Source organism: Nostoc sp. CCY 9925 (genome assembly GCF_963920935.1).
Lineage (GTDB): Bacteria > Cyanobacteriota > Cyanobacteriia > Cyanobacteriales > Nostocaceae > Nostoc.
Genome location: NZ_CAWUDO010000002.1, coordinates 219,383 through 240,440, shown reverse-complemented (window position 1 = coordinate 240,440; position 21,058 = coordinate 219,383). Strand labels below are relative to the sequence as shown.

The window sequence follows — 21,058 nt, the reverse complement described above, 5'->3', positions numbered from 1 at the left end:
CTAAAATTGTCTGAACCCATGATTACTCTGCAATCTGCTAAACCTCCAAAACTTGATAGTTGTAATTCTCAAACGATCCTCGATTACTTTGAGAATGCTTGGCAACTAGAAGATACTCTGATGCAAAGTCTGGTTGGGGAAGATACATTCTATATCAATCCCGATCCTTTGAGAAATCCTCTCATTTTTTATCTGGGACATTCGGCTGTTTTTTACATCAATAAATTAATTCGCGTTGGATTACTTGAAAAAGGCCTGAATCCCGACTATGAAATTTTGTTTGAAATTGGAGTCGATCCAGGAAAACCAGAGGAATTGAATGAAGCGATCGCTCATTTGAATTGGCCACAACTTTCCCAGACTTGGGAGTATCGACAACAAGCATATTCTCTAATTTCCGAAGTAATTAAAACAGCCCCAATTACTCTGCCAATTCATCCCCATCATTCCCTTTGGGGATTAATGATGGGAATTGAACACCAGCGTATTCACATTGAAACTTCTTCGATGTTAATTCGCCAGCTACCAATTGAAAAAGTCAAACGTCCCCCAAACTGGAAATATGCTCCTTTTAATGGTTACACTCCTGAGAATGAAATGATTGAAGTTCCTGGTGGGGTAGTAAAACTCGGCAAAGCCTTTGACGATCCGACTTATGGATGGGATATTGATTATGGCGATCGCACTGTGGAAGTTCAATCCTTTTTCGCCAGTAAATATCTGATTACCAATACTGATTTTCTTTATTTTGTCAAGACTGGTGGTTACGAAAATCAAGACTATTGGGATAAAGAATCTTGGCCTTGGAAAACTCAAAATAACATCAAACATCCCAAATTTTGGCTACCTGAAAATGGGAATTACAAATATCGAGCCATGTTTGATGAAATGGAATTGCCGTTAGATTGGCCAGTGGAAGTCAACCACTATGAAGCAATGGCTTATTGTCGTTGGCAGGGAAAAGATACTCGCTTAATGAGTGAATCAGAATACCATTTAGCAACTTACGGTAATAGTTTGTCAGAAAATGTAGATAATTACAATCTAAATTTAAAACTTGGCTCACCTAGTCCTGTGGGGATGTTAGAAAGAGGCAAAAGTAAGTCTGGATTGTACGATTTACGGGGTAATGTTTGGGAATGGTTGAGCGATAATTTAAATCCACTTTCCGGATATAAACCTCATTTTCTCTATGAAGAAAATTCTGCTATATTTTTTGACACAAAACATTATATGATGTTAGGAGGTTGTTGGATAACTAACGGTACAGAAGCTTTAAAATATTATCGCAATTGGTTCCGTCCCAATTTTTATCAACACGCAGGTTTTAGAATTGTTCAAAATATCAAGCATTAACACCAACATGATTTTTTACACAAATAATTTGTGCAGAATACTAATAGTTACAGGCATAGCGGTTTTTACATCCTCCATTTATCCCTGTAATGCTCAGGCTCAATCTTCAACTGAGAAACAAAACATATTACTAGCCCAAAATTTAGGGGGAATAGTACGAAAAATTCCCCTAGAAGAAGTACCAACACCGGCTATGTCTGCTGCCAAAACAGTGACAAATGCTCAATTCAACCAAGCCAGAATCGAAATGAAGTCAGATGGTTCATTAATATACATAGTCAGAGGAAAAAACCAACAAGGCTTTGAAGTTGAAGCACAAGTTACTCCCAATGGGACTATTACGCAAGTTGATGAGCAAATAGACTCGAGTGGAGTTCCGGAAATTGCTGTGAAAGCTTTCAAACGATGGGCGCCAAATGACCAATTAGTCAGTATTTGGCGGAGTACCCGTCTGGGAGAATTTTATTATCAATTTGTCATTCAGGATTTTTGGTTAGAGGTTGCTCCTGATGGTAATAAAGTGATGATTTACCGCAAAAAAATTAATATCTCCTAGAAAATGTCTTAGAGAATTTAGATTGGAAAACTGCCAAATCTAAATTCTCAAATTGATGCCTTTTTTGAAAAAAAATACTCGTGATCAAGTTGAAAATCAGTAAGTATCAACAAATTTTTACCACCGCATTAGTCGCTACTACAACAATTAATTTCACTACGAATGCTGCTTTTGCTCAATCACTCAGAGGATCTGGTGATTCTTTTGCTCAACCTTTGATAGAACGTTATAGCCAAGAATACGAAAAAGAAACAGGTGAAAAATTTAAATATAGCGCTGTTGGCAGTGGTGCTGGTATTCGGCTATTTATGAAAAACTCTGTAGACTTTGGCGCTACTACTTTAATTCCCACTCCCATTGAAATCAATCAAACGGAAGATGGCTTGTTAATGATGCCAATAGGGGGAGGTGCAGTAGCTATTGTTTATCACCTCAAAGAAGTGAGTAGTGATGTCAAATTATCTCGCGAGCAATTGGCACAAATATTCACAGGTCAAATTAGCAACTGGCAACAAATTAATTCCCGGCTTCCTAATAAAAGAATCCAAGTTGTAGTCGGCTCAGAAAATTCCGGTACTAGCTTTATTCTCACTAAATATTTGCAGAAAATTACTGGGGGTAAAATCCTAGCTAGTAGAAAACCAGATTGGGGATTTAAGGTATTTGCTGCTCTGAGTCAAGATAGTGAAATTGCCGGAGAAGTACGAAGAATTGATGGTGCTATTGGCTATGTGCAAACAAACGTTGCTCTGACAAACAAACTCTCAATCGCCAGCATTGAAAATCAAGCTGGTAACTATATAAAACCAACTTTAGAACAAACCAAAAAAGCTTTAGCAAATATCAATTTTCAACAGGATTTCACAACAGAAGATATCCAAGATCCAGAAAATGGCTATCCGTTGGTAAGTTTAACTTGGCTGCTGGTGCATAAAAAGTATCCCAACCAAGATATTCTGCAAAAAACTCAAAATTTGCTGACATGGATTTTGACTAAAGGACAAAGTTTTAATGAGGATTTGGGGTATACCAAAGTTCCTGATGATATTACTCCCAAATTAATTGAAGCTGTCAATAATGAAGTTAAACTTCGCCCTTTTTAAAGGTAAGAATTCTGAATTGATACCAATCAAGGTTTGTAGGGTGTGTCAGTCAAACAACAATTTTGAATATCAATAGATTATTTCTAGTGATGCACCCTATAGGTGTGAGCTTTTTAATTGATACAGCAGATTTCAAGAAAAGTCAAATACACAAACTTAGCTTTAAAGCCAGGTACAAACTCTGTTTTACCTGCAAATTCTGAATTCTGCTGTAAATCTCTTATTTAGAGCATTTTTTTGTGTGAGGATGAGTTAGAAAAAAATAATGAAAAAATTTGATGTTTCCGTTACTCTTACTTCAGTAATTATCAGTGGTAATTTACTAACTTCATTACCAGTTTTAGCCCAAACACATTTCAATTCCAATTCTATTAAAGAAGAAGATTTAAATAATACAAAAGATTTTCAACTATCATCTGAGAATCAATTAACCTTAGTCACTTCTGATTCCAGACCGGAAACTACAGGCGGCTTTTCACGTCATGTGGAAAATTTAACCCCCCAGCTGCCTTCTTTACCCCTTGCTAACCTTCTTCTAAGAGGAGAGAGAAGCGGAAAAACTTTTGTTAACTTAAATGGGGAGAATTCAAAGCTTTTCAAAAAGCAGGAAAGGAGTTTTAGAGATTCCGTAGAAAGTCAAGAAATTGCACAAACTCCGGTAGCTGAAAGCGAACAACTATATAGTAGCGCTCCTCCGGAATTAGATGAAATTGTCAATGTCAATCAATTACAAGATATAACTCCTGACCATTGGGCTTATGAAGCGCTACGTAATTTGGTAGAAAAATATCAATGTATTAGTGGTGATGGTCAGGGCAATTTTAATGGTAATCGGGCGATGACCCGTTATGAATTTGCAGCCGTTCTAGACAATTGTTTACTAAAAGTTGCACGTTCAATTTCCAGTTTGAACAATAAATTTGCTAGTCAAGAAGATTTAGGAACTTTCCAAAGACTGCAAGAAGAATTTGCTAGAGAACTGCAAAATATTAATGCTAAAATAGACATTTTAGAAAAAAAAGCAGCATTAATCGAACAGCGTCAGTTTAGCACCACTACAGTTTTAAGGGGTGCAGTAGTCTTGAATGTTGTTAATGGCTTTGGTGACAACAAAGCAGCCCCTCCTGGTAGTAATTCAACAGAAAAATTAAATGCAAATACGAGCTTATCAGCACTAGCAAATTTAACTTTGGATACCAGTTTTACAGGTAAAGATAGATTACGAACTCAACTTCTAGCAGGGAATATTAATGGTTTTGGCAGTGATGTGACTGGCACAAATATGACTAGTTTGGTAGGTGCAGTCAACACTGGTAATAATGTCATATTAAGCTCGCTATTTTATGAATTTCCCATAGGCGATCGCGGCATCATAGCCATTGCCCCAGTAGCAGACTTTCCTACTCGCATTTTTCCAGCTCTTAATCCTGTTAGCTCAATTTCCACCTTCGGTGCAGAAAGTCCTATCTACTCCTTTGCTTTTGGTGGTGGTGCAGTAGCTTACTATCAATTTACAGACACATTAGCCGCAGGTATTAGTTATTTAAGTAGTTCTGCGAACGCTCCCAATCAGGGATTATTTAGTGGTCAATATACTGCTTTGACTCAAGTAACCTATACTCCATCAGATCAAATCGGGATTGCTTTTACCTACGGTCATTACTACGCTCCGGAACCTGGTGCAACTATTAATATCACAGGGGGTAAAGGTAGTCAATTTGCTCAATTACCATTTGGTGGAAATACACCGACTTCCTCCAATGCTTTTGGTTTACAATTTACATATAAATTGACCAACAAATTAATCTTAGGGGGTTGGACTAGCTACTTTAATGCTCAAGCTGAGGGTTCACCTAATATTAGTAACCTCAATGGTTCCAAAGGTGCTGATGCAGATATCTGGAGTTGGGCTGTTACCGCATCATTAACAGATTTAGGCAAATTAGGCAGTCAATTAAGCTTTGTTTTTGGGATGCCTCCGAAAGTGACGAGCAATGATGTTATTGAACAGCGCGATCAAGATACATCCTTACATTTGGAATTATCATATCGCTACCCAATAACCGACAGAATTTTGATGACTCCGGGTTTTTTAATGATTACAAATCCCGAACATAACGCAGCAAACGATACAATTTGGATTGGATTGCTGCGAACTACCTTTGTATTTTAATAGCAAGGTAAAAACAGGAGATTATTAACCATGAGACCAAATCCAATACCACCACAACCCGGTCAAGAGTCAGTTTGGGATTATCCGCGTCCGGCTCGTTTAGAAGATACTAATAAACAACTGCGGATAATTTGTAATGGTATTGTTTTGGCAGAAACCAACAAAGGTAAAAGAGTCTTAGAAACAAGCCATCCTCCAGTCTATTACTTTCCCCCTGAAGACATTAAACTAGAACATCTAATTGAAACGCCGAAAAAAGGCTTGTGTGAATGGAAAGGTGCATATCAATATTATGATGTCAGCGTCGGTGATAAGTATCTAAAATATGCAGCTTGGGCATATTTTGACCCTACCCCTGATTTCATTTCCCTTGAAAAATACTATGGTTTTATGCCCAGTGTAATGGATGCTTGCTATGTAAATGATGAGCTAGTAACACCTCAACCTGGTGATTTTTATGCCGGATGGATTACTGCTGATATTGTCGGCCCGTTTAAAGGTAGTCCTGGAACAATGTGGTGGTAATTCCAAGACAAAATTAGAGGCAGCTAGCTGTGCTAACCCACTGTGATTTATGACAAATCCCCGACTTTTAAAAAAAAGTTGGGGATGTTGTTTTTTCAGCAATCATTTAAAAATGCTATAGCAATCCGGTTTGATTTATGAAATTAATTGCGTAGGTAGACAATAGGCAAAAGGCAATAGGATTCTAGAAGATTAAGTGTACTGAGTTTTTTCACGCAATCAAATACTAGTCCTATATACCTTTAGTTTTAATCAAAAATCTTAATTCATACCGCAAAAGGAGCAATGCCAACAGTTAGAACCAATACTTGGGATATGTTCTCTCGTGTGCCAGATTATTGAATACCACAGCACAGAGTACTAAAATTATCGAACCTTCTAAGGCAGGAGTTAAAATAAATTGCCAGGATGCTTTCGTCATCATCACAACTAATGCAACTGCTCCTGAAGGAGGGTGTAAAGTTGCAGTAAGTTGCATCATCCCAATGGCTGTAGCTACTGCCATTCCCATTGCCCAAGGTTCTGAACCGAAAAGATGCAGAATAGTCAGGCTAACTAATGCCGCCACAAGATTACCACCAATTACATTCCGGGGTTGGGCTAAAGGACTGTCAGGTATACCAAAGATTAATACGCTAGTAGCGCCAAAGGGAGCCATCAGCAAAGGAGAATTAGTTTTTACAGAAAGGTAAGCCGTTGCTGCTATTCCAATAAAACTACCGCACCAACTCCAAAAGATGTGTCTGTGGTGGGGTCTATCTAAACAAAATGAACGCCTAGTTCCACGTATTTTAAAGCAGTAGTTTTTCCATTTATCCTGAACATTTTGATAATTAAACCTGGCTAGATAGGTTGAATAAATCCGCCTTTTGGGTAAATAACCTTTCATAATTCTCTAGAGCAACTACAACCAACAGTCCTCAACACAAGAAGATTCACTGTATTTACTGCCTTAGCTAATTTGCTGAAAAAAATTAGCTAAAAAAATACTCAGATTTTGTCAATAAACGGAATTTTAAATTAGAGTTATCAGCTAAAATTCCCATTTGATGACAGAATGTTTCAGCCAGAAATCAGGATTTTATCAGTAAAAAATTCAAATTCATTGACTTAAAAAGTTTGCTTACTCCAAAATATCATGATTTCATGACATATAAGTTCCACAATATCCTTTGAACCTGAGCAAGGAAATACAAAAATTATATAAATAAGTAATAATACTTATAAGATTTATTTATGACGTTGCTCCCTTTGGAGGGTGAATTGAGATTTTTAATTAAAACTAAGGGTATATGCTTTGTGCGGCAGTCGCTTATGCATGGGGGAGACGCCCAAGACATTGCAACTCAGCGTTCTGGCAAAATTCAGGATGATTGCAGCAGCGATCGCTTTTACTGATTTAATTTTAGTAGGAGCGATCGCTGCTTTTTCCGAACCAGCCGCTACAAATAAAACTAACACTTTCTTCCCCCACTCCCTCTGTTCAGAGAGCGTTATATTCCCATTTGATTGAGCAGTTTCTTCGACTTCAGCCAATCGCGGACAACTTTTTCAACGGGACGAGATTGATTATCAACTTGATAATTCATTTTTTGCACTTCTTCAGTGGAAATTAGCCCAGCTAATTGATTAATAACTTCTCGTAAATCTGGATATTTTTCCAGAATTGCTTGATTGAATATAGGAACAGCTTCATAGGGTGGAAAGTATTTTTTGTCATCTTCTAAAATGACTAAATTCAAAACAGGAATTAAGCCATCTGTAGAATTAGCTGCTATCAAATCTACTTTCTTGTCTTTTAAGGCTTGATACATCAATCCTAACTCCATTTGTCGGGGAGCTTTGGCAAACTTTAAGCCATAAGTTTTAGCTAACCCTGGATAACCATCTTCTCGTTCCAAAAATTCATAACCAAATCCCGCTTGCATTTGAGGTGTATATTTAGCAGCTTCGGAAAGGGTTTTAATCTGCCACCGTTTAGCATCTTCACCCCGAATAATCATAGCGAAGGTGTTGTTAAATCCCAAAGGCTGCATGACTTCTAATTGAAATTTTTGGCTGTAGTCTTGTTTAACTTTTTCATATACAACTTGAGAGTTACTAATAGGTTTTTGTTTCAATACAGATGTAAAACTAGTTCCGGTGTATTCTACATAGCCAGCAATTTGCCCTGCTTTGACAGCTTCATGACAGATAAAAGTTCCACCTAAATTTAAGCGTCTATCAACCCTTAATTTAGTATGTAATTCAATTTGTTGAGCTAGTAATTCTCCTAAAATAACTTGTTCAGTGAAATTTTTGGAACCAATAATAATTGTTGGTGGTGTTAGCCAATAGGTGAGACCAATTAATCCTCCAATAAGTAACGTTAATATAGCCAAATAAACAGCAGTTTTACGATTAATTGTGATGCTTTTTTCTCTTTGCTGTGTCAGATTTTTTTCTAACCATCCCAAGCTAAAATCTGCACTTAACGCAATCAACGCGGCGGGTATTGCCCCAGCTAAAATCAGCTGATTATTCAGGGTAGAAATCCCTCGAAAAATAAACACCCCCAAACCACCACCGCCAATAGCTGCGGCAATAGTAGCAATTCCCACACAAATAACTGTTGCTACCCTAACTCCTGCCAAAATCACGCCTAAAGCTAGGGGAATTTCTACTTGAAACAGCAATTGCCGGTCTGTCATCCCCATCCCTCGTCCTGCCTCTCGAATTGCAGGCTCAACACTATTAATGCCAATATAAGTGTTACGAATTACTGGAAGCAAAGCATAGAGAATTAAGGCGAAAATAGCAGGAACTTTGCCAATTCCTCCGATAAATGGTACAGAAATCAGAAAGCCAAAAATAGCTAAACTGGGAGTAGTTTGAATAGCGTTAGTTAGACCGATAATAGGTTGGGCAAGTTTCGGCTGGCGAGTGATGAAAATCCCTAAAGGAATGCCGATGGCGATGGCCACCACCATTGCAATTACAACTAATATTAAATGTTCTCCAGTGCGGAGGAGAATCTCTAGGAAATATTGGCTGAAAAACAAGGTTATCTCCTAATACGGTTCAGTTAGAGCAATTTTCATTTATTTGAACTATATATATTTTAGGGGCATAGCAATGCTATGCCCCTAAAGCGTGGTCTATCAATCTGAAAAAAGCTATAAGGATAATTGTAGGTTAGTGTAGCCGGATTGTTTTGTTTAAGCCTTTTTCAACCAGCTAAACATGGCGCGTAAATCTTTACCAACTTCCTCAATTTTGTGTTCAGCTTCTTTGCGACGTAAGGCGGTAAATCCTGGTTTACCAGATTGGTTTTCCAACACAAATTCTCGTGCAAATTGCCCAGATTGAATTTCGCTGAGAATCTTCTGCATTTCAGCTTTGGTTTGTTCGGTGACAATCCGCGGCCCACGGGTATAATCGCCATATTCAGCTGTGTTAGAAATGCTGTCGCGCATTTTGGCTAAACCGCCTTCTACAACCAAGTCAACAATCAGCTTGACTTCATGGAGACATTCAAAATAAGCCAACTCTGGTTGATAACCAGCTTCTACCAAAGTTTCAAATCCGGCTTTAATTAAAGCACTCAAACCACCGCACAATACTGCTTGTTCGCCAAATAAATCAGTTTCGGTTTCTTCGCGGAAAGTCGTTTCCAGAATACCGGCGCGGCTACCACCGATACCTCTAGCGTATGCCATTGCGCGATCGCGTGCCTGACCACTAGCATCTTGATAAACTGCAAACAGCGCTGGTACGCCTTCCCCATTCTCATAAGTCCGCCGTACTAAATGCCCCGGCCCTTTTGGTGCCACCATCACCACATCTACATTCGCTGGTGGTACAACTTGCCCAAAATGAATATTGAAACCGTGGGCAAAGGCTAACACATTGCCTTCTTCTAAATTGGGTTCAATTTCGTTTTTGTAAATCGTTTTTTGGACTTCATCAGGTAACAAAATCATAATGAAGTCAGCAGCATTAGCCGCATCGGCAACATTTTTCACAGTTAACCCAGCTGCTTCGGCTTTGGAAACTGATTTACTGCCCGGATATAGTCCCACAATTACATTCAAACCACTATCTTTTAAGTTGAGAGCGTGGGCATGACCTTGGGAACCATAGCCGATGATAGCAATAGTTTTTCCAGCCAAAAGGTCTAAATTGGCATCTTCGTCATAATACATCCGGGCCATAGAAGCATCTCCTGTCAGCAAGCATCATTAAATTGGCAGGCTTATGATTGTACCTCAAATTGAGTAGCTAAAAACTAGGGATTGGGGATTGGGAATTGAGAAAGTTTTCTCTAGTCTCCAGTCCCTTGATTTTTAAACTTGCATAAATACGCCATCAATCACCGATAAATCTACACAATAAATATTTTCAGTATTTTTAGGAGATGAAAGTTACTTTACTAACAAAATATTTCTTTCCCAGTCCCCATTCACCAGTCCCCAGCGATGCACTGACTTGTACTGAGCGCAGTCGAAGTAGCTTGTCGTACTCCTACGGGGAAGCAAGCTACGCGGAGCGTCTCGTAGAGAAGAGAAGTGTCCCCAGTCCCCATTCACCAGTCCCCATCATTGTAAATGTAAAAAACAATACAAAATTTTTGATGACAAGTTTGAGACAAATTTGTTAAGAATAGTTACAGCACTCGTCATCTAGAGAAATATTTCTTATGGTAAACTCACTTGACAAAAACCCAATCCATCAAGTTGTTATTGTTGGCGGTGGTTTTGGTGGACTTTATGCAGCAAAAACACTCGCCAAGGCAGCAGTAAACGTTACTCTGATCGATAAACGCAACTTCCATCTATTTCAACCCCTCCTGTACCAAGTCGCTACAGGTGCTTTATCACCAGCTGATATTTCCTCACCGTTGCGTTCTGTACTCAGTAAGAGCAAGAATACAAAAGTGCTGCTGGGAGAGGTAAATAATATCGATCCAGAAGCACAAAAAGTGATTGTGGGTGACGAAGCAATACCTTACGATACATTGATTGTTGCCACAGGTGCGAAGCATTCCTATTTTGGCAAAGACAACTGGGAAGAATTCGCCCCTGGGTTGAAAACTGTAGAAGATGCTATAGAAATGCGTCGTCGGATTTTTACGGCATTTGAAGCAGCGGAAAAAGAAACCGACCCAGAAAAACGCCGTGCCTGGTTAACTTTTGTGATTGTTGGCGGTGGCCCCACTGGTGTAGAATTGGCGGGAGCGATCGCAGAACTCGCAAACCAAACTCTCAAAGAAGATTTCCGCAACATCGACACCTCAGAAGCTCAGATTTTGCTATTAGAAGGACTCGATCGGATTCTGCCACCTTTTGCACCAGAGTTATCACAAGAAGCCGAAGCATCTTTGACGCGCTTGGGGGTGGTTGTCCAGACAAAAACATTAGTAACCAATATTGAAAATGATATTGTTACCCTCAAACAAGGGGATGAAGTCAAAGAGATTGCCTCAAAGACGGTATTATGGGCAGCAGGTGTGAAAGCTTCGGCAATGGGAAAAGTGCTAACAGAACGCACAGATGCCGAATGCGATCGCGCTGGACGTGTTATCGTCGAACCTGACTTGAGTATTAAGGGATATCCAAATATTTTTGTAATTGGCGACTTGGCGAATTTCTCTCATCAAAATGGCAAGCCACTACCCGGTGTTGCACCTGTGGCCAAGCAAGAAGGCGAATATGTTGCAGAACTAATTCAACAGCGACTAGTAGGTAAAACTTTGCCAGCCTTTGCTTATGTCGATCGCGGTAGCTTAGCGATGATTGGACAAAATTTGGCTGTGGTAGATTTAGGCTTTCTCAAGCTGAAAGGCTTCTTTGCCTGGGTGTTTTGGCTATTAATTCACATTTATTTCTTAATTGAATTTGATAACAAATTAGTGGTAATAATTCAATGGGCATGGAACTATTTCACCCGTAATCGTGGAGCTAGATTAATTACAGGTCAAGAATCAGTCACGCAGTTAGAAATTAGCGATCGCAACACTTATTACACATCAGAGGCTAATAAACAGCCAGTAAATGTCTAAATCGATCGTTGCATAAAGGGACTGGCAAAGAGATACAGCATATTTTAGATAAATGAAGTACACTCTTAGGGGCGCATGGCTATGCGCCCCTACGATTATTTGTACGTCACGCCTGCTGCAATATGCTGTGTATATATAGCAATACAAACACTTGTAGAGACGCCGATTTATCGCGTCTGGTAAACCCACAATTTTGTAGAATTAACCTTTAACCCAAGCGTATCGATATATAAAGTGGTTGCAACCCTTTGATGGATCGGCAGATAAAGGTTAGGATAATCCATCAATTAGAGGAATATCTCGAAGCAAAGCGCGATTAAGCGCATTGCGACAAGAAATTTGCCCAAATATCAAGTTTGGGCAGGTTATTTGGGGAGGTTGCTACTCTACTATTTTTGTTTTTTAGTTAAAGAAAATTTTCGACTCAGTAAATTAAGCTATAGAGCCTTGAATAAGCTACTCTTTACAGGTAAATCTTTGAAATTTATGGCTTTTGTCCTACCGCTAGTGATGTGGTGGGGATACAAAGAAGTACAAAACCAATTTGTACAGCCGCAAGCAGTTATAGTGTTGGGTGGTTCAACCAGACGTTTAGAGCGAGAGAAGTTTACGGCAGAATTTGTTCGTAAGCATCCAAATATACCAATTTGGATTACAGGAGGTAGTCCACGAACTTATACACAACGCGTGTTTAGTAAAGCTGGCGTCGATCCTAAACGTTTACACTTGGATTATGAAGCAGTTGATACAGTTACTAATTTTACTACGTTGGTAGATGATTTGCAAGCTCGCGGTATCAAGAGTGTTTATTTGATTACTTCAGACTTTCATATGCGCCGGGCTTGCGTCATTGGGGAAATTATTTTGGGTAGTCGGGGTATTTATTTAAAACCAGTGCCAGTTCCCTCAGAAAACCCTCCTGAATCTATTGAAAAATCTATTCGAGATGGGGCTAGAGCCATACTTTGGTTAGTAACTGGTTACACTGGTGTCGATGCTGCTAAAAGTAAATAGTAAATCAAAGCAATTTTGTCATTGGTCATTGGTCATTGGTCATTAGTTATTAGTCAAAGGCAAAGGACAAAGGACAAATGACAAATGACAAATGACACCTATATAATTCGGGAAAAAAACGCCCCAACTTTCCCCACAATTTGATACCCTAGCTTAAACAGATTTGAGAAAAGTTAAAGCGTGGAAATTCAACTTGGGCGGGGAAAAACAGCTCGCAGAGCTTACGGAATAGATGAAATTGCTCTAGTCCCGGGTAACAGAACACTAGACCCCAGTTTGGCAGATACTAAATGGAGTATTGGCAATATTGAGCGAGAAATCCCGATAATTGCCAGTGCGATGGATGGCGTAGTAGATGTTCGTATGGCTGTACGTTTGTCGCAGTTAGGAGCATTAGGTGTCCTCAACCTAGAGGGGATTCAAACTCGCTATGCTGACCCAGACCCAATATTAGATCGGATTGCTTCTGTGGGGAAAGATGAATTCGTTGCCCTGATGCAAGAACTCTATGCCGAACCAATAAAGCCGGAATTAATTGAAAAACGTATTCAGGAAATTAAACAACAAGGTGGCATTGCGGCGGTGAGTGCGACTCCAGCAGGAGCAAGCAAATATGGTGAGGCTGTGGCAAAAGCCGGGGCAGATTTATTTTTTGTGCAAGCTACGGTGGTTTCTACAGCACATTTGTCACCAGAGTCTTTAGTGCCACTTGATTTAGCAGAATTTTGTCGTTCAATGCCTATTCCCGTGGTGTTGGGGAATTGCGTAACTTACGAAGTCACTTTAAATTTGTTAAAAGCTGGGGCAGCTGGGGTACTAGTCGGAATTGGACCTGGTGCTGCTTGTACCTCTCGTGGAGTGTTGGGTGTGGGTGTGCCACAAGCAACTGCGATCGCTGATTGTGCTGCGGCACGAGATGATTATTACAAGGAAACAGGTAACTATATCCCCGTCATCGCTGATGGTGGTTTAATCACTGGTGGCGACATTTGCAAATGTATCGCCTGTGGTGCCGATGGTGTGATGATTGGTTCCCCGTTTGCCAGAGCCGCCGAAGCCCCAGGACGGGGTTATCATTGGGGTATGGCGACTCCCAGCCCTGTCTTACCTCGTGGCACTCGCATTCGCGTTGCCACCACTGGCAGCCTAGAGCAAATACTCGTTGGTCCAGCAGGACTAGATGATGGCACTCACAATCTTTTAGGTGCCTTAAAGACCAGTATGGGCACCTTAGGAGCAAAAAATATTAAAGAAATGCAGCAAGTTGAAGTTGTGATTGCTCCTTCCCTATTAACCGAAGGTAAAGTTTATCAAAAAGCTCAACAATTAGGGATGGGGAAATAGAATTGGGGACTGGGGACTGGGACAGAGGGGAGAGAGGGGGGATGGGGGAGTGTGGGGAGTGTGGGGAGAGAGGGGGGAAAGATTTCTTCCCCATCCTCCCACATCTCCCACACCTCCCACACCTCCCACACCTCCCACACTCCCTTCTTGCCCAATGCCCAACAAATTATTAAAAAAATTTTCCAGGCCCCTAAACAATTCCTGGAAAAATTCTATATGTCGCCTACAATAGAAATAGCGGAGACGCATGTTTCCGTTCACTCCTCACACCACACTCCGCCCGGACTACTGTTCGGGCGGTTCCTTATGTTTATGAATAAATTCTAAAGCTTCTTTGCAAATGTACATCCTCTACTCCGAAGCAGATGTTTTTGCTATGGTAGAATTTTCACGAAGCTCAGATATATTTGGCGAAGGTTTTAGGCATGTCAGCAGCCGCACAAGTTACGGATTCTACTTTTAAGCAAGAAGTACTCGACAGCGAAGTACCCGTTTTAGTTGACTTTTGGGCACCCTGGTGCGGACCATGCCGTATGGTAGCTCCTGTTGTCGATGAAATCTCCGAACAGTACAAAGGTCAAATAAAGGTCGTAAAGGTCAACACAGATGAAAATCCTAATGTTGCCAGTCAGTACGGCATCCGCAGTATTCCGACATTAATGATTTTTAAGGGTGGGCAAAAAGTGGATATGGTGGTCGGCGCCGTGCCTAAAACTACATTAGCTACCACTCTGGAAAAGTATCTTTGAAACTCAATTGGCAACAAAATCCTCTTGAGTTATTTATGGTGTTGTAACTTTAAGTTAATTTTTGCAAACAAGTTTGAAAGGCTTAAATTCCTAGTCTTTCAAACTTGTTTATATTTGTAGATAATTTAAGCATCTTTTAATATTTAGTGGACTAATTCCGACATCGCGTCCTTCAATAATCGGCCTATCTAATTCTCCCTGAAGCATTTGCAAAACAATTAACGGTAAATAATCCTCCTGCTACTTGCAAAGATCCGATACTGATTTCGAGATAATTCAAAATTATTTGCCAAGCATTGGCAAACAGCAAAAGAACTGCGATCACCACGATAGTTGCTTTATCTATGACCTTGTTTCTTTCTTCTGGCATCATGCCCTTAGTCAAAACTAAAACAATCGGTATATTGCCTACAGCATCTGCCAAAACAAACACAGCGATAAATGTCTGAACCAGAACAGAAATATCCACAGCAGGTAGCTTTATATCAGGGTTTGCTCACAACCTAATCCCAATCCTGCTCAGTTTGCTACAACCTAGAGGAAGATTAAAATAAGCAATGGGAATAATAAGCTTGTTCAATAAAAGCAACAAGTCATGCATTTCTAATTAAGTTCCACAGATGCTGAAGTAGCGATATATTTTGATAATCTATTTCCCATAAATCAACTATTCGTTGTTGAATCTATGAAGTCTTATTTAGCCGCCGCTATTCAATTAACCAGTGTGCCGGATCTCCAAAAAAATTTGGCACAGGCAGAAGAATTAATAGATCTTGCCGTGCGTCAAGGTGCTGAATTGGTAGGTTTGCCAGAAAACTTTTCCTTTATGGGAGAAGAAAAAGACAGACTTGCACAAGGGGATGCCATCGCTATTGAAAGTGAAAAATTCCTCAAAAAAATGGCTCAACGCTTTCAAATTACTATCTTGGGTGGCAGCTTTCCACTTCCGGTAGATAATACAGGCAAAGTTTATAATACCACTCTCCTCATTGACCCAAGTGGTCAAGAACTTGCCCGCTACTATAAAGTACACTTATTTGATGTTGATGTCCCCGACGGCAACACCTATCGTGAATCGAATACTGTTGTAGCTGGTACGCAACTACCCCCCGTCCATTTTTCCGAAAAACTCGGCAATTTAGGACTTTCTATTTGTTATGATGTCCGCTTCCCAGAACTGTACCGTCATCTAGCAGATAAAGGAGCCGATGTGTTATTTGTTCCTGCTGCCTTTACCGCCTTCACTGGCAAAGACCACTGGCAAGTATTATTACAAGCCAGAGCCATAGAAAATACCGCCTACGTCATTGCACCCGCCCAAACCGGCAACAACTACGGCCGCCGTCTAACCCACGGACACGCTGTAGTTATCGACCCTTGGGGAGTAATTTTAGCCGATGCTGGGGAAAAGCCGGGAATTGCGATCGCAGAAATCAAACCCACTAGGCTTGAACAAGTCCGCCGTCAAATGCCTTCTTTACAGCATCGGGTATTTTAGGGGCTGGGGATTGGGGAGATGAGGAAGGGGCAGAGGAAATGGGGGAGTGTGGGGAGTGTGGGAAGAGACGGGGGAAAGATTTCTTCTCCACCCTCCCCATACCCAATGCCCAATTTCCAATTCCCAATTGTGATGAATAAAACAAAAACTGGGTGACCTCAATGCCACCCAGTTTATTTATCTCAATATTAAAATTCTCACTTTTCTTGGAGCATAGGAGTACTTTTGCCCCTATCTGTAAATGAAAGGAATTAGGAATTAGGAAAATTCTAGTAAAGGTTATTTTACCCAGTCCCTAGTCCCCAATCCCCAGTCCCTTTTATTGATTAAACTTTGGCAGCTGATTTGGTAACAACGTTGAGTTCACCTTTAGCATACTTAGCAGCAAAATCTTCCAAAGAAATTTGCTTAATCTTGCTTGCGTTGCCAGCCGTGCCAAATTGCTGATAGCGTTCAGCACAAACCTTCTGCATGTATGTAATCGAAGGCTTGAGGAAATGACGGGGGTCAAACTCCTCTGGTTTTTTAGCCAAAGCTTCACGTACAGCAGCAGTAATAGCCAAACGGTTATCGGTGTCGATGTTTACTTTGCGTACACCGCTCTTGATACCTTTTTGGATTTCTTCTACAGGTACACCGTAGGTTTCAGGAATTGCACCACCATACTGGTTAATCAGTGCAAGCAAATCTTCAGGCACAGAGGAGGAACCGTGCATTACCAAGTGGGTGTTAGGCAGGCGGCGGTGAATTTCTTCAATGCGGCTGATTGCCAAAATTTCGCCAGTCGGCTTACGGGTAAACTTGTAAGCACCGTGGCTTGTGCCAATGGCAACAGCCAAAGCATCTACTTGGGTTGCTTCTACGAATTCAACAGCTTCATCGGGGTCGGTGAGCAGTTGTGAGTGGTCGAGTGTACCTTCAAACCCGTGACCATCTTCAGCTTCACCAGCACCAGTTTCTAGAGAACCCAAACAACCGAGTTCTCCTTCAACGCTGACACCCAAAGCATGAGCTACGTTTACAACTTCGCGGGTAACACTGACGTTGTATTCAAAGCTAGCGGGAGTTTTAGCATCAGCTTCTAAAGAACCATCCATCATCACGCTGGTGAAGTTGTTCTTAATTGCTGAGTAGCAGGTAGCAGGCGCATTACCATGATCTTGGTGCATGACAATGGGGATGTGAGGATAGGTTTCTACCGCTGCCAAAATCAGGTGGCGGAGGAAGTTTTCTCCTGCATAATTACGAGCGCCACGAGAAGCTTGCAAAATTACGGGGCTATCTGTCTCGACAGCAGCCTTCAGGATTGCCTGAATCTGCTCCAAATTGTTAACGTTGAAAGCTGGGATGCCGTAACCGTTTTCAGCCGCGTGATCCAACAGCAGCCGCAGTGGTACAAGCGCCATAGATAGTCCTCCTAATGTGGTTGTCAGCTAGTCGGTGTGAGAGAAGCGTAATAATCACGCTAAATCTTAAGAGTTTTTTCAACTTATAGGAAATTATAACTACTGTCGTGTGCTTATGTTGAAAAAGTTTAAGCTAAAGTTACTATAAATATGCCCTATAGTACTGTGCAGTCAGCTACCTCAAGACTAAAGGCTTTGGTAGCGTTGTATGCCAAATAATCGATTAAAGGCGATCGCCTCAGCCTAAATCTGCTAATTTTTCTATAAATGCTGCAGGGTAAGTTTGTCGCCATTTTCCAACAAGGGAATTGTCCGATGCTGTGGAGGTGTTTTTACCATAACGGTGGTTTTTGGGATTAGCCTACGCCTATACTACCGAATTGGAGAAATTCTATTGTATGTGTTGTGCGATCGCCCTGGCTGCAATTAATCAACAAATGGGTAGGCATCGCTTTTGTGTTATTAGCTAAAAAAGCGATCGCTTTTGGAATTTTTCTAGTTAGAAGCTTTTTTTGTGCAACTCAAATAAAAAGCGATCGCCTGGCTCTAATAAAAAGAGGGGCGATCGCTCTTTTGGTTTGATAACACTGCGATCGTCCCTCTAAATTTTTTAAGCAAATTATCCTCAGCAGCCAATCAAGCGATCGCTATTTCATCTTTTTTCTTAACTAGATCAAACCAGCTTCAAGCACGATAACCGTTTCGCAGCATACCTTGTAACCATTTCAGAGCCTGCTTAACTTCACCGTGGGCAGGGTAAAGCAACTGCTGACTCAGGGCATTTCGATAAGCCTCCATCGCCCCTAACTCATTTCCCAATTGTTCTAAGGCTCTGCCTTGCCAGTAATAAGCTGTAGCTGGGTCGAATTCCATCAATTCTTCAGCTTGCAGACAAGCTTCTTGCCAATACCGCCGACTAGCCGCATTATTACCTAGCATTCGATAACTCTCTCCCAGCCAAACTAACCCAGGTACAGATTGCAGATAATCCCCTTTTTCTGGGAAGAACTGCCATCCTTGTACTAAAACCTCCACCGCATCTTGATGTTTTCCCGCCAGTGCCAATACCCGTCCATGACAAAACCAAGCATCAGGTAACTGAGGTTGCAGTTGCGTTCCTCGAACAGAGACTTTACATCCGCGTTCGATATCTTTAAAGCTTTCTACCAGCACTCGCCCCGCAGCCGCCCAAACACTCCAGCGTTCGGGAAAACGCTCAAGCATCTCGTCTACTAAGGGACGCAGTTGATTTAATCTGCCAGCAGCTGGCAAAATCTCACACAATGCTCGGTAAATTTCACAATCATGGGGATACAGGTGATAAGCTTTCAAAATTGCCTCAGCTGCGGTTTCGTTTTCACCTGTGTCGGCCAAGCACCGCCCATAGTAATACCAACCGCTAGGATTATTGGGGTGTTTCTGAGTAAACTGTGCTAACACTCCTACTCCTTGCGCCCAATCTCCTCGCAAAATGTGATAATATGCCAGGATTTTGTGGAATTCAGGTGCATTTGGAGCCTGTTGCAAAGCAGAGCCAATCATCTTTTTAGTCTGCTTGCCTTGTTCGCCAGATACCAATCTCATTCGGCAACGCTCATCCAACTGTCGTTGGAGTACCTGGAAATCATCGGGGGCTAACTCTATAACTCTGCTCAATTTTTGCCCAGCTGCTTGAAAGTTCCCCATAGCCATCAGGGCGTCATAGCTGAGAATCAAAGCAACAATATCATTTGGGTTGAGTGACAAAACTGCATCAAAGGCTTGCAAGGCTGCAACAGTATTCTCTATTCCCATCTGCACCTGTCCCAAAGCCAGCCAGTGAACTAGTTTGTCAGGTTCTAAGGAAGCAGCAGACTCAAAAGCGATGATTGCCGCTTGAGTGTCACCTTTACAAGCTTCAATTAATCCACTTAGATGCTGCCGAGTCGCTTCATTGCGGGACAAGGGCAAGGCATTTTCATAAACTTCTATTGCCTCTGCTTCTCGTCTCATCAGGTCCAAGATTTTTCCGAGTTGCAGCTGCACGTCAATCAATCGGGGCTGACGCTCAATGACTTGGCGATACTCGTCAATAGCCTCCTCCCATCGCCCCATTTGATAAAACAATTCAGCTAATTCCAGCCGTTTCTTCCATCCTTGTGGATACTGCTGCATGTACTTACTTAATGTTTTCAGTTTTTGGTATTGTCTAGTTGGTTTTTCATCTAAAAGTAAGTAAGCATTCATCTCCACCCCAGAGGGTTGGGAGAACTGTACCAAGAATGTGGCAAGGTTGTTAGACATATAGCAGTTAGTTTGTAATTTATTTGTTCGACAATGCTTTGGGTTGCGATCGCCGCTTCCCAGTCAGATATGATTGTTTCATCGGGTTTAGACTCTTGTACCGACGGAATCACCCATTTGCGGGGTTGTCGGTAATCCAGAGAAGTGCCATCTTCCCCCACCAGATACTTGTTTAACTGCTTTCGCAGAATGGTTCGTGCCTGTTGAACTCGTTTGTAAACGTTCTCTTCAGAGAGGACTAGTTGGTTGGCAATGTCTTTGTAAGGCTTGTCTTTGCAGTAGTGTAGGATAAAAGGATACCGTAGTCTGGGAGGCAAAGCCTCGATGGTATCGTAGAGGTATGCTCTCATTTCACGACGGCAAATGTCTGATTCAGGTGATTCGATGCTGGAAGTGACTTCTAGACCATCTGCAAATTTAATGTCTTCAATATTTTCAATGCTTTGCTCGCTTCGCTTGCGTTTTCGATGTATATCCATGCAGAGATTATGAATAAGTTGGGTCAACCAAGCTTTAGGATTGGTCATTTTCCCGGCATAGTCTGGCCATTTCTTCCAAGCTTTCAGCATTGCTAGACTTAGAGAGTCTTCTGCATCATTGCGATCGCCCCCCATCCACTGGAGACAGCGACTGTAATGGTAATCTCGATATTGCTGCCATAACAGCCAAAAGTCTGTGCGTAGGCGTAGCCCGTCGTAGACATCGCATTGAGGTGTTTGTCTCAATTGAATTGTCTCTTCCAATACGTTATGCAAAACATTTGTAGGAGCAATGCTATGGTTAATCGATGCATCAGGCATGTCTAACCCTGCATCATTAAATTGGAGGCTCGTAGAACAATTTTTCATAGGTGAAATTTAGCTTTTATTCTATAATCTTTGCTGAAGATATAGCCGTAGTCACACAGGTTAAGACATTTTGAAAGCATGAAAGCTAGGAATAGTAATACTTTTACCTCCTGCCTTCTACCTCCTGCTATAGATTTTATTGAATATTGGCAAGTTTGAATTC

General features: G+C 41.2%; 18 protein-coding genes and 1 pseudogene. 11 read left to right on the top strand and 8 right to left on the bottom strand.

Going from position 1 to position 21,058, the window contains the following annotated elements; all coding sequences use genetic code 11:
• Positions 1-18 precede the first annotated feature (18 nt).
• The 5 genes from ovoA to ACM0OY_RS02200 all read left to right on the top strand — a co-directional run bounded on the left by ovoA (position 19) and on the right by ACM0OY_RS02200 (position 5,713).
• Positions 19-1,356 carry a 5-histidylcysteine sulfoxide synthase gene (ovoA, locus tag ACM0OY_RS02220; RefSeq protein WP_414567252.1) on the top strand — a complete coding sequence of 446 codons (1,338 nt, stop codon included), beginning with the start codon at positions 19-21 and terminating at the stop codon, positions 1,354-1,356.
• Positions 1,357-1,363: 7 nt separating this feature from the next.
• On the top strand, positions 1,364-1,912 hold the full coding sequence (locus ACM0OY_RS02215) for a hypothetical protein (protein WP_414567251.1): 549 nt from the start codon (positions 1,364-1,366) through the stop codon (positions 1,910-1,912).
• Between the two features lie 80 nt (positions 1,913-1,992).
• Positions 1,993-3,015, top strand: coding sequence for a phosphate ABC transporter substrate-binding protein PstS (gene pstS, locus ACM0OY_RS02210; RefSeq protein WP_414567250.1), 1,023 nt, complete (start codon positions 1,993-1,995; stop codon positions 3,013-3,015).
• A gap of 265 nt (positions 3,016-3,280) precedes the next feature.
• On the top strand, positions 3,281-5,188 hold the full coding sequence (locus ACM0OY_RS02205; RefSeq protein ID WP_414567249.1) for an iron uptake porin: 1,908 nt from the start codon (positions 3,281-3,283) through the stop codon (positions 5,186-5,188).
• A gap of 30 nt (positions 5,189-5,218) precedes the next feature.
• Positions 5,219-5,713, top strand: a complete 495-nt coding sequence (locus tag ACM0OY_RS02200) for a DUF427 domain-containing protein (RefSeq protein WP_414567248.1) — start codon at positions 5,219-5,221, stop codon at positions 5,711-5,713.
• Between the two features lie 295 nt (positions 5,714-6,008).
• On the opposite strand, the gene ACM0OY_RS02195 is transcribed toward ACM0OY_RS02200, so the two are convergent.
• From ACM0OY_RS02195 to ilvC, 4 genes are all read right to left on the bottom strand, one after another.
• Positions 6,009-6,602: an HPP family protein gene (locus tag ACM0OY_RS02195; RefSeq protein ID WP_414567247.1), complete on the bottom strand. Its 594-nt coding sequence runs from the start codon at positions 6,600-6,602 to the stop codon at positions 6,009-6,011.
• A gap of 383 nt (positions 6,603-6,985) precedes the next feature.
• Entirely contained in the window at positions 6,986-7,174 is a 189-nt protein-coding gene (locus ACM0OY_RS02190; RefSeq protein ID WP_414567246.1) for a hypothetical protein, read from the bottom strand.
• A gap of 32 nt (positions 7,175-7,206) precedes the next feature.
• On the bottom strand, positions 7,207-8,754 hold the full coding sequence (locus tag ACM0OY_RS02185) for a glycine betaine ABC transporter substrate-binding protein (RefSeq protein WP_414567245.1): 1,548 nt from the start codon (positions 8,752-8,754) through the stop codon (positions 7,207-7,209).
• 156 nt (positions 8,755-8,910) lie between these two features.
• Entirely contained in the window at positions 8,911-9,906 is a 996-nt protein-coding gene (gene ilvC, locus ACM0OY_RS02180; protein WP_414567244.1) for a ketol-acid reductoisomerase, read from the bottom strand.
• 485 nt (positions 9,907-10,391) lie between these two features.
• Here ilvC and ACM0OY_RS02175 point away from each other — a divergent pair, with 485 nt between their 5' ends.
• The 4 genes from ACM0OY_RS02175 to trxA all read left to right on the top strand — a co-directional run bounded on the left by ACM0OY_RS02175 (position 10,392) and on the right by trxA (position 14,860).
• Positions 10,392-11,753 carry an NAD(P)/FAD-dependent oxidoreductase gene (locus ACM0OY_RS02175; RefSeq protein WP_414567243.1) on the top strand — a complete coding sequence of 454 codons (1,362 nt, stop codon included), beginning with the start codon at positions 10,392-10,394 and terminating at the stop codon, positions 11,751-11,753.
• Positions 11,754-12,239: 486 nt separating this feature from the next.
• Positions 12,240-12,767, top strand: coding sequence for a YdcF family protein (locus ACM0OY_RS02170; protein WP_414567270.1), 528 nt, complete (start codon positions 12,240-12,242; stop codon positions 12,765-12,767).
• Between the two features lie 180 nt (positions 12,768-12,947).
• Entirely contained in the window at positions 12,948-14,111 is a 1,164-nt protein-coding gene (locus ACM0OY_RS02165) for a GuaB3 family IMP dehydrogenase-related protein (RefSeq protein ID WP_414567242.1), read from the top strand.
• Between the two features lie 425 nt (positions 14,112-14,536).
• Positions 14,537-14,860 (top strand): thioredoxin, encoded by a 324-nt coding sequence (gene trxA / locus ACM0OY_RS02160; protein ID WP_190883587.1) that lies wholly within the window; start codon positions 14,537-14,539, stop codon positions 14,858-14,860.
• Positions 14,861-15,004: 144 nt separating this feature from the next.
• Here the strand turns inward: trxA and ACM0OY_RS02155 are convergent.
• Positions 15,005-15,329, bottom strand: a pseudogene (locus ACM0OY_RS02155) (MarC family protein); the annotation flags it as partial.
• 216 nt (positions 15,330-15,545) lie between these two features.
• On the opposite strand from ACM0OY_RS02155, the gene ACM0OY_RS02150 reads away from it, so the two are divergent.
• Complete coding sequence (locus tag ACM0OY_RS02150; protein ID WP_414567241.1) at positions 15,546-16,358, top strand: carbon-nitrogen hydrolase family protein; 813 nt, start codon at positions 15,546-15,548, stop codon at positions 16,356-16,358.
• Between the two features lie 326 nt (positions 16,359-16,684).
• Here the strand turns inward: ACM0OY_RS02150 and fba are convergent, their stop codons facing one another.
• Positions 16,685-17,764, bottom strand: coding sequence for a class II fructose-bisphosphate aldolase (gene fba / locus ACM0OY_RS02145; RefSeq protein ID WP_322727228.1), 1,080 nt, complete (start codon positions 17,762-17,764; stop codon positions 16,685-16,687).
• A 405-nt stretch (positions 17,765-18,169) separates the two neighbouring features.
• Here fba and ACM0OY_RS02140 point away from each other — a divergent pair, with 405 nt between their 5' ends.
• Positions 18,170-18,346, top strand: a complete 177-nt coding sequence (locus ACM0OY_RS02140) for a hypothetical protein (protein ID WP_414567240.1) — start codon at positions 18,170-18,172, stop codon at positions 18,344-18,346.
• Positions 18,347-18,448: 102 nt separating this feature from the next.
• Here the strand turns inward: ACM0OY_RS02140 and ACM0OY_RS02135 are convergent, their stop codons facing one another.
• Both ACM0OY_RS02135 and ACM0OY_RS02130 read right to left on the bottom strand, forming a co-directional pair.
• Positions 18,449-20,047, bottom strand: a complete 1,599-nt coding sequence (locus ACM0OY_RS02135) for a tetratricopeptide repeat protein (RefSeq protein ID WP_414567239.1) — start codon at positions 20,045-20,047, stop codon at positions 18,449-18,451.
• Positions 19,987-20,895 (bottom strand): RNA polymerase sigma factor, encoded by a 909-nt coding sequence (locus tag ACM0OY_RS02130; protein WP_414567238.1) that lies wholly within the window; start codon positions 20,893-20,895, stop codon positions 19,987-19,989. Before ACM0OY_RS02130 ends, ACM0OY_RS02135 begins: the two co-directional genes overlap by 61 nt.
• Positions 20,896-21,058: the final 163 nt, after the last annotated feature.

Coding starts and splice junctions, on each gene's coding strand:
- ovoA (WP_414567252.1), top strand. CDS start 19: ATGATTACTCTGCAATCTGCTAAACCTCCAAAACTTGATAGTTGTAAT.
- ACM0OY_RS02215 (WP_414567251.1), top strand. CDS start 1,364: ATGATTTTTTACACAAATAATTTGTGCAGAATACTAATAGTTACAGGC.
- ACM0OY_RS02205 (WP_414567249.1), top strand. CDS start 3,281: ATGAAAAAATTTGATGTTTCCGTTACTCTTACTTCAGTAATTATCAGT.
- ACM0OY_RS02200 (WP_414567248.1), top strand. CDS start 5,219: ATGAGACCAAATCCAATACCACCACAACCCGGTCAAGAGTCAGTTTGG.
- ACM0OY_RS02195 (WP_414567247.1), bottom strand. CDS start 6,602: ATGAAAGGTTATTTACCCAAAAGGCGGATTTATTCAACCTATCTAGCC.
- ilvC (WP_414567244.1), bottom strand. CDS start 9,906: ATGGCCCGGATGTATTATGACGAAGATGCCAATTTAGACCTTTTGGCT.
- ACM0OY_RS02175 (WP_414567243.1), top strand. CDS start 10,392: ATGGTAAACTCACTTGACAAAAACCCAATCCATCAAGTTGTTATTGTT.
- ACM0OY_RS02170 (WP_414567270.1), top strand. CDS start 12,240: ATGGCTTTTGTCCTACCGCTAGTGATGTGGTGGGGATACAAAGAAGTA.
- trxA (WP_190883587.1), top strand. CDS start 14,537: ATGTCAGCAGCCGCACAAGTTACGGATTCTACTTTTAAGCAAGAAGTA.
- ACM0OY_RS02150 (WP_414567241.1), top strand. CDS start 15,546: ATGAAGTCTTATTTAGCCGCCGCTATTCAATTAACCAGTGTGCCGGAT.
- fba (WP_322727228.1), bottom strand. CDS start 17,764: ATGGCGCTTGTACCACTGCGGCTGCTGTTGGATCACGCGGCTGAAAAC.
- ACM0OY_RS02135 (WP_414567239.1), bottom strand. CDS start 20,047: ATGTCTAACAACCTTGCCACATTCTTGGTACAGTTCTCCCAACCCTCT.
- ACM0OY_RS02130 (WP_414567238.1), bottom strand. CDS start 20,895: ATGAAAAATTGTTCTACGAGCCTCCAATTTAATGATGCAGGGTTAGAC.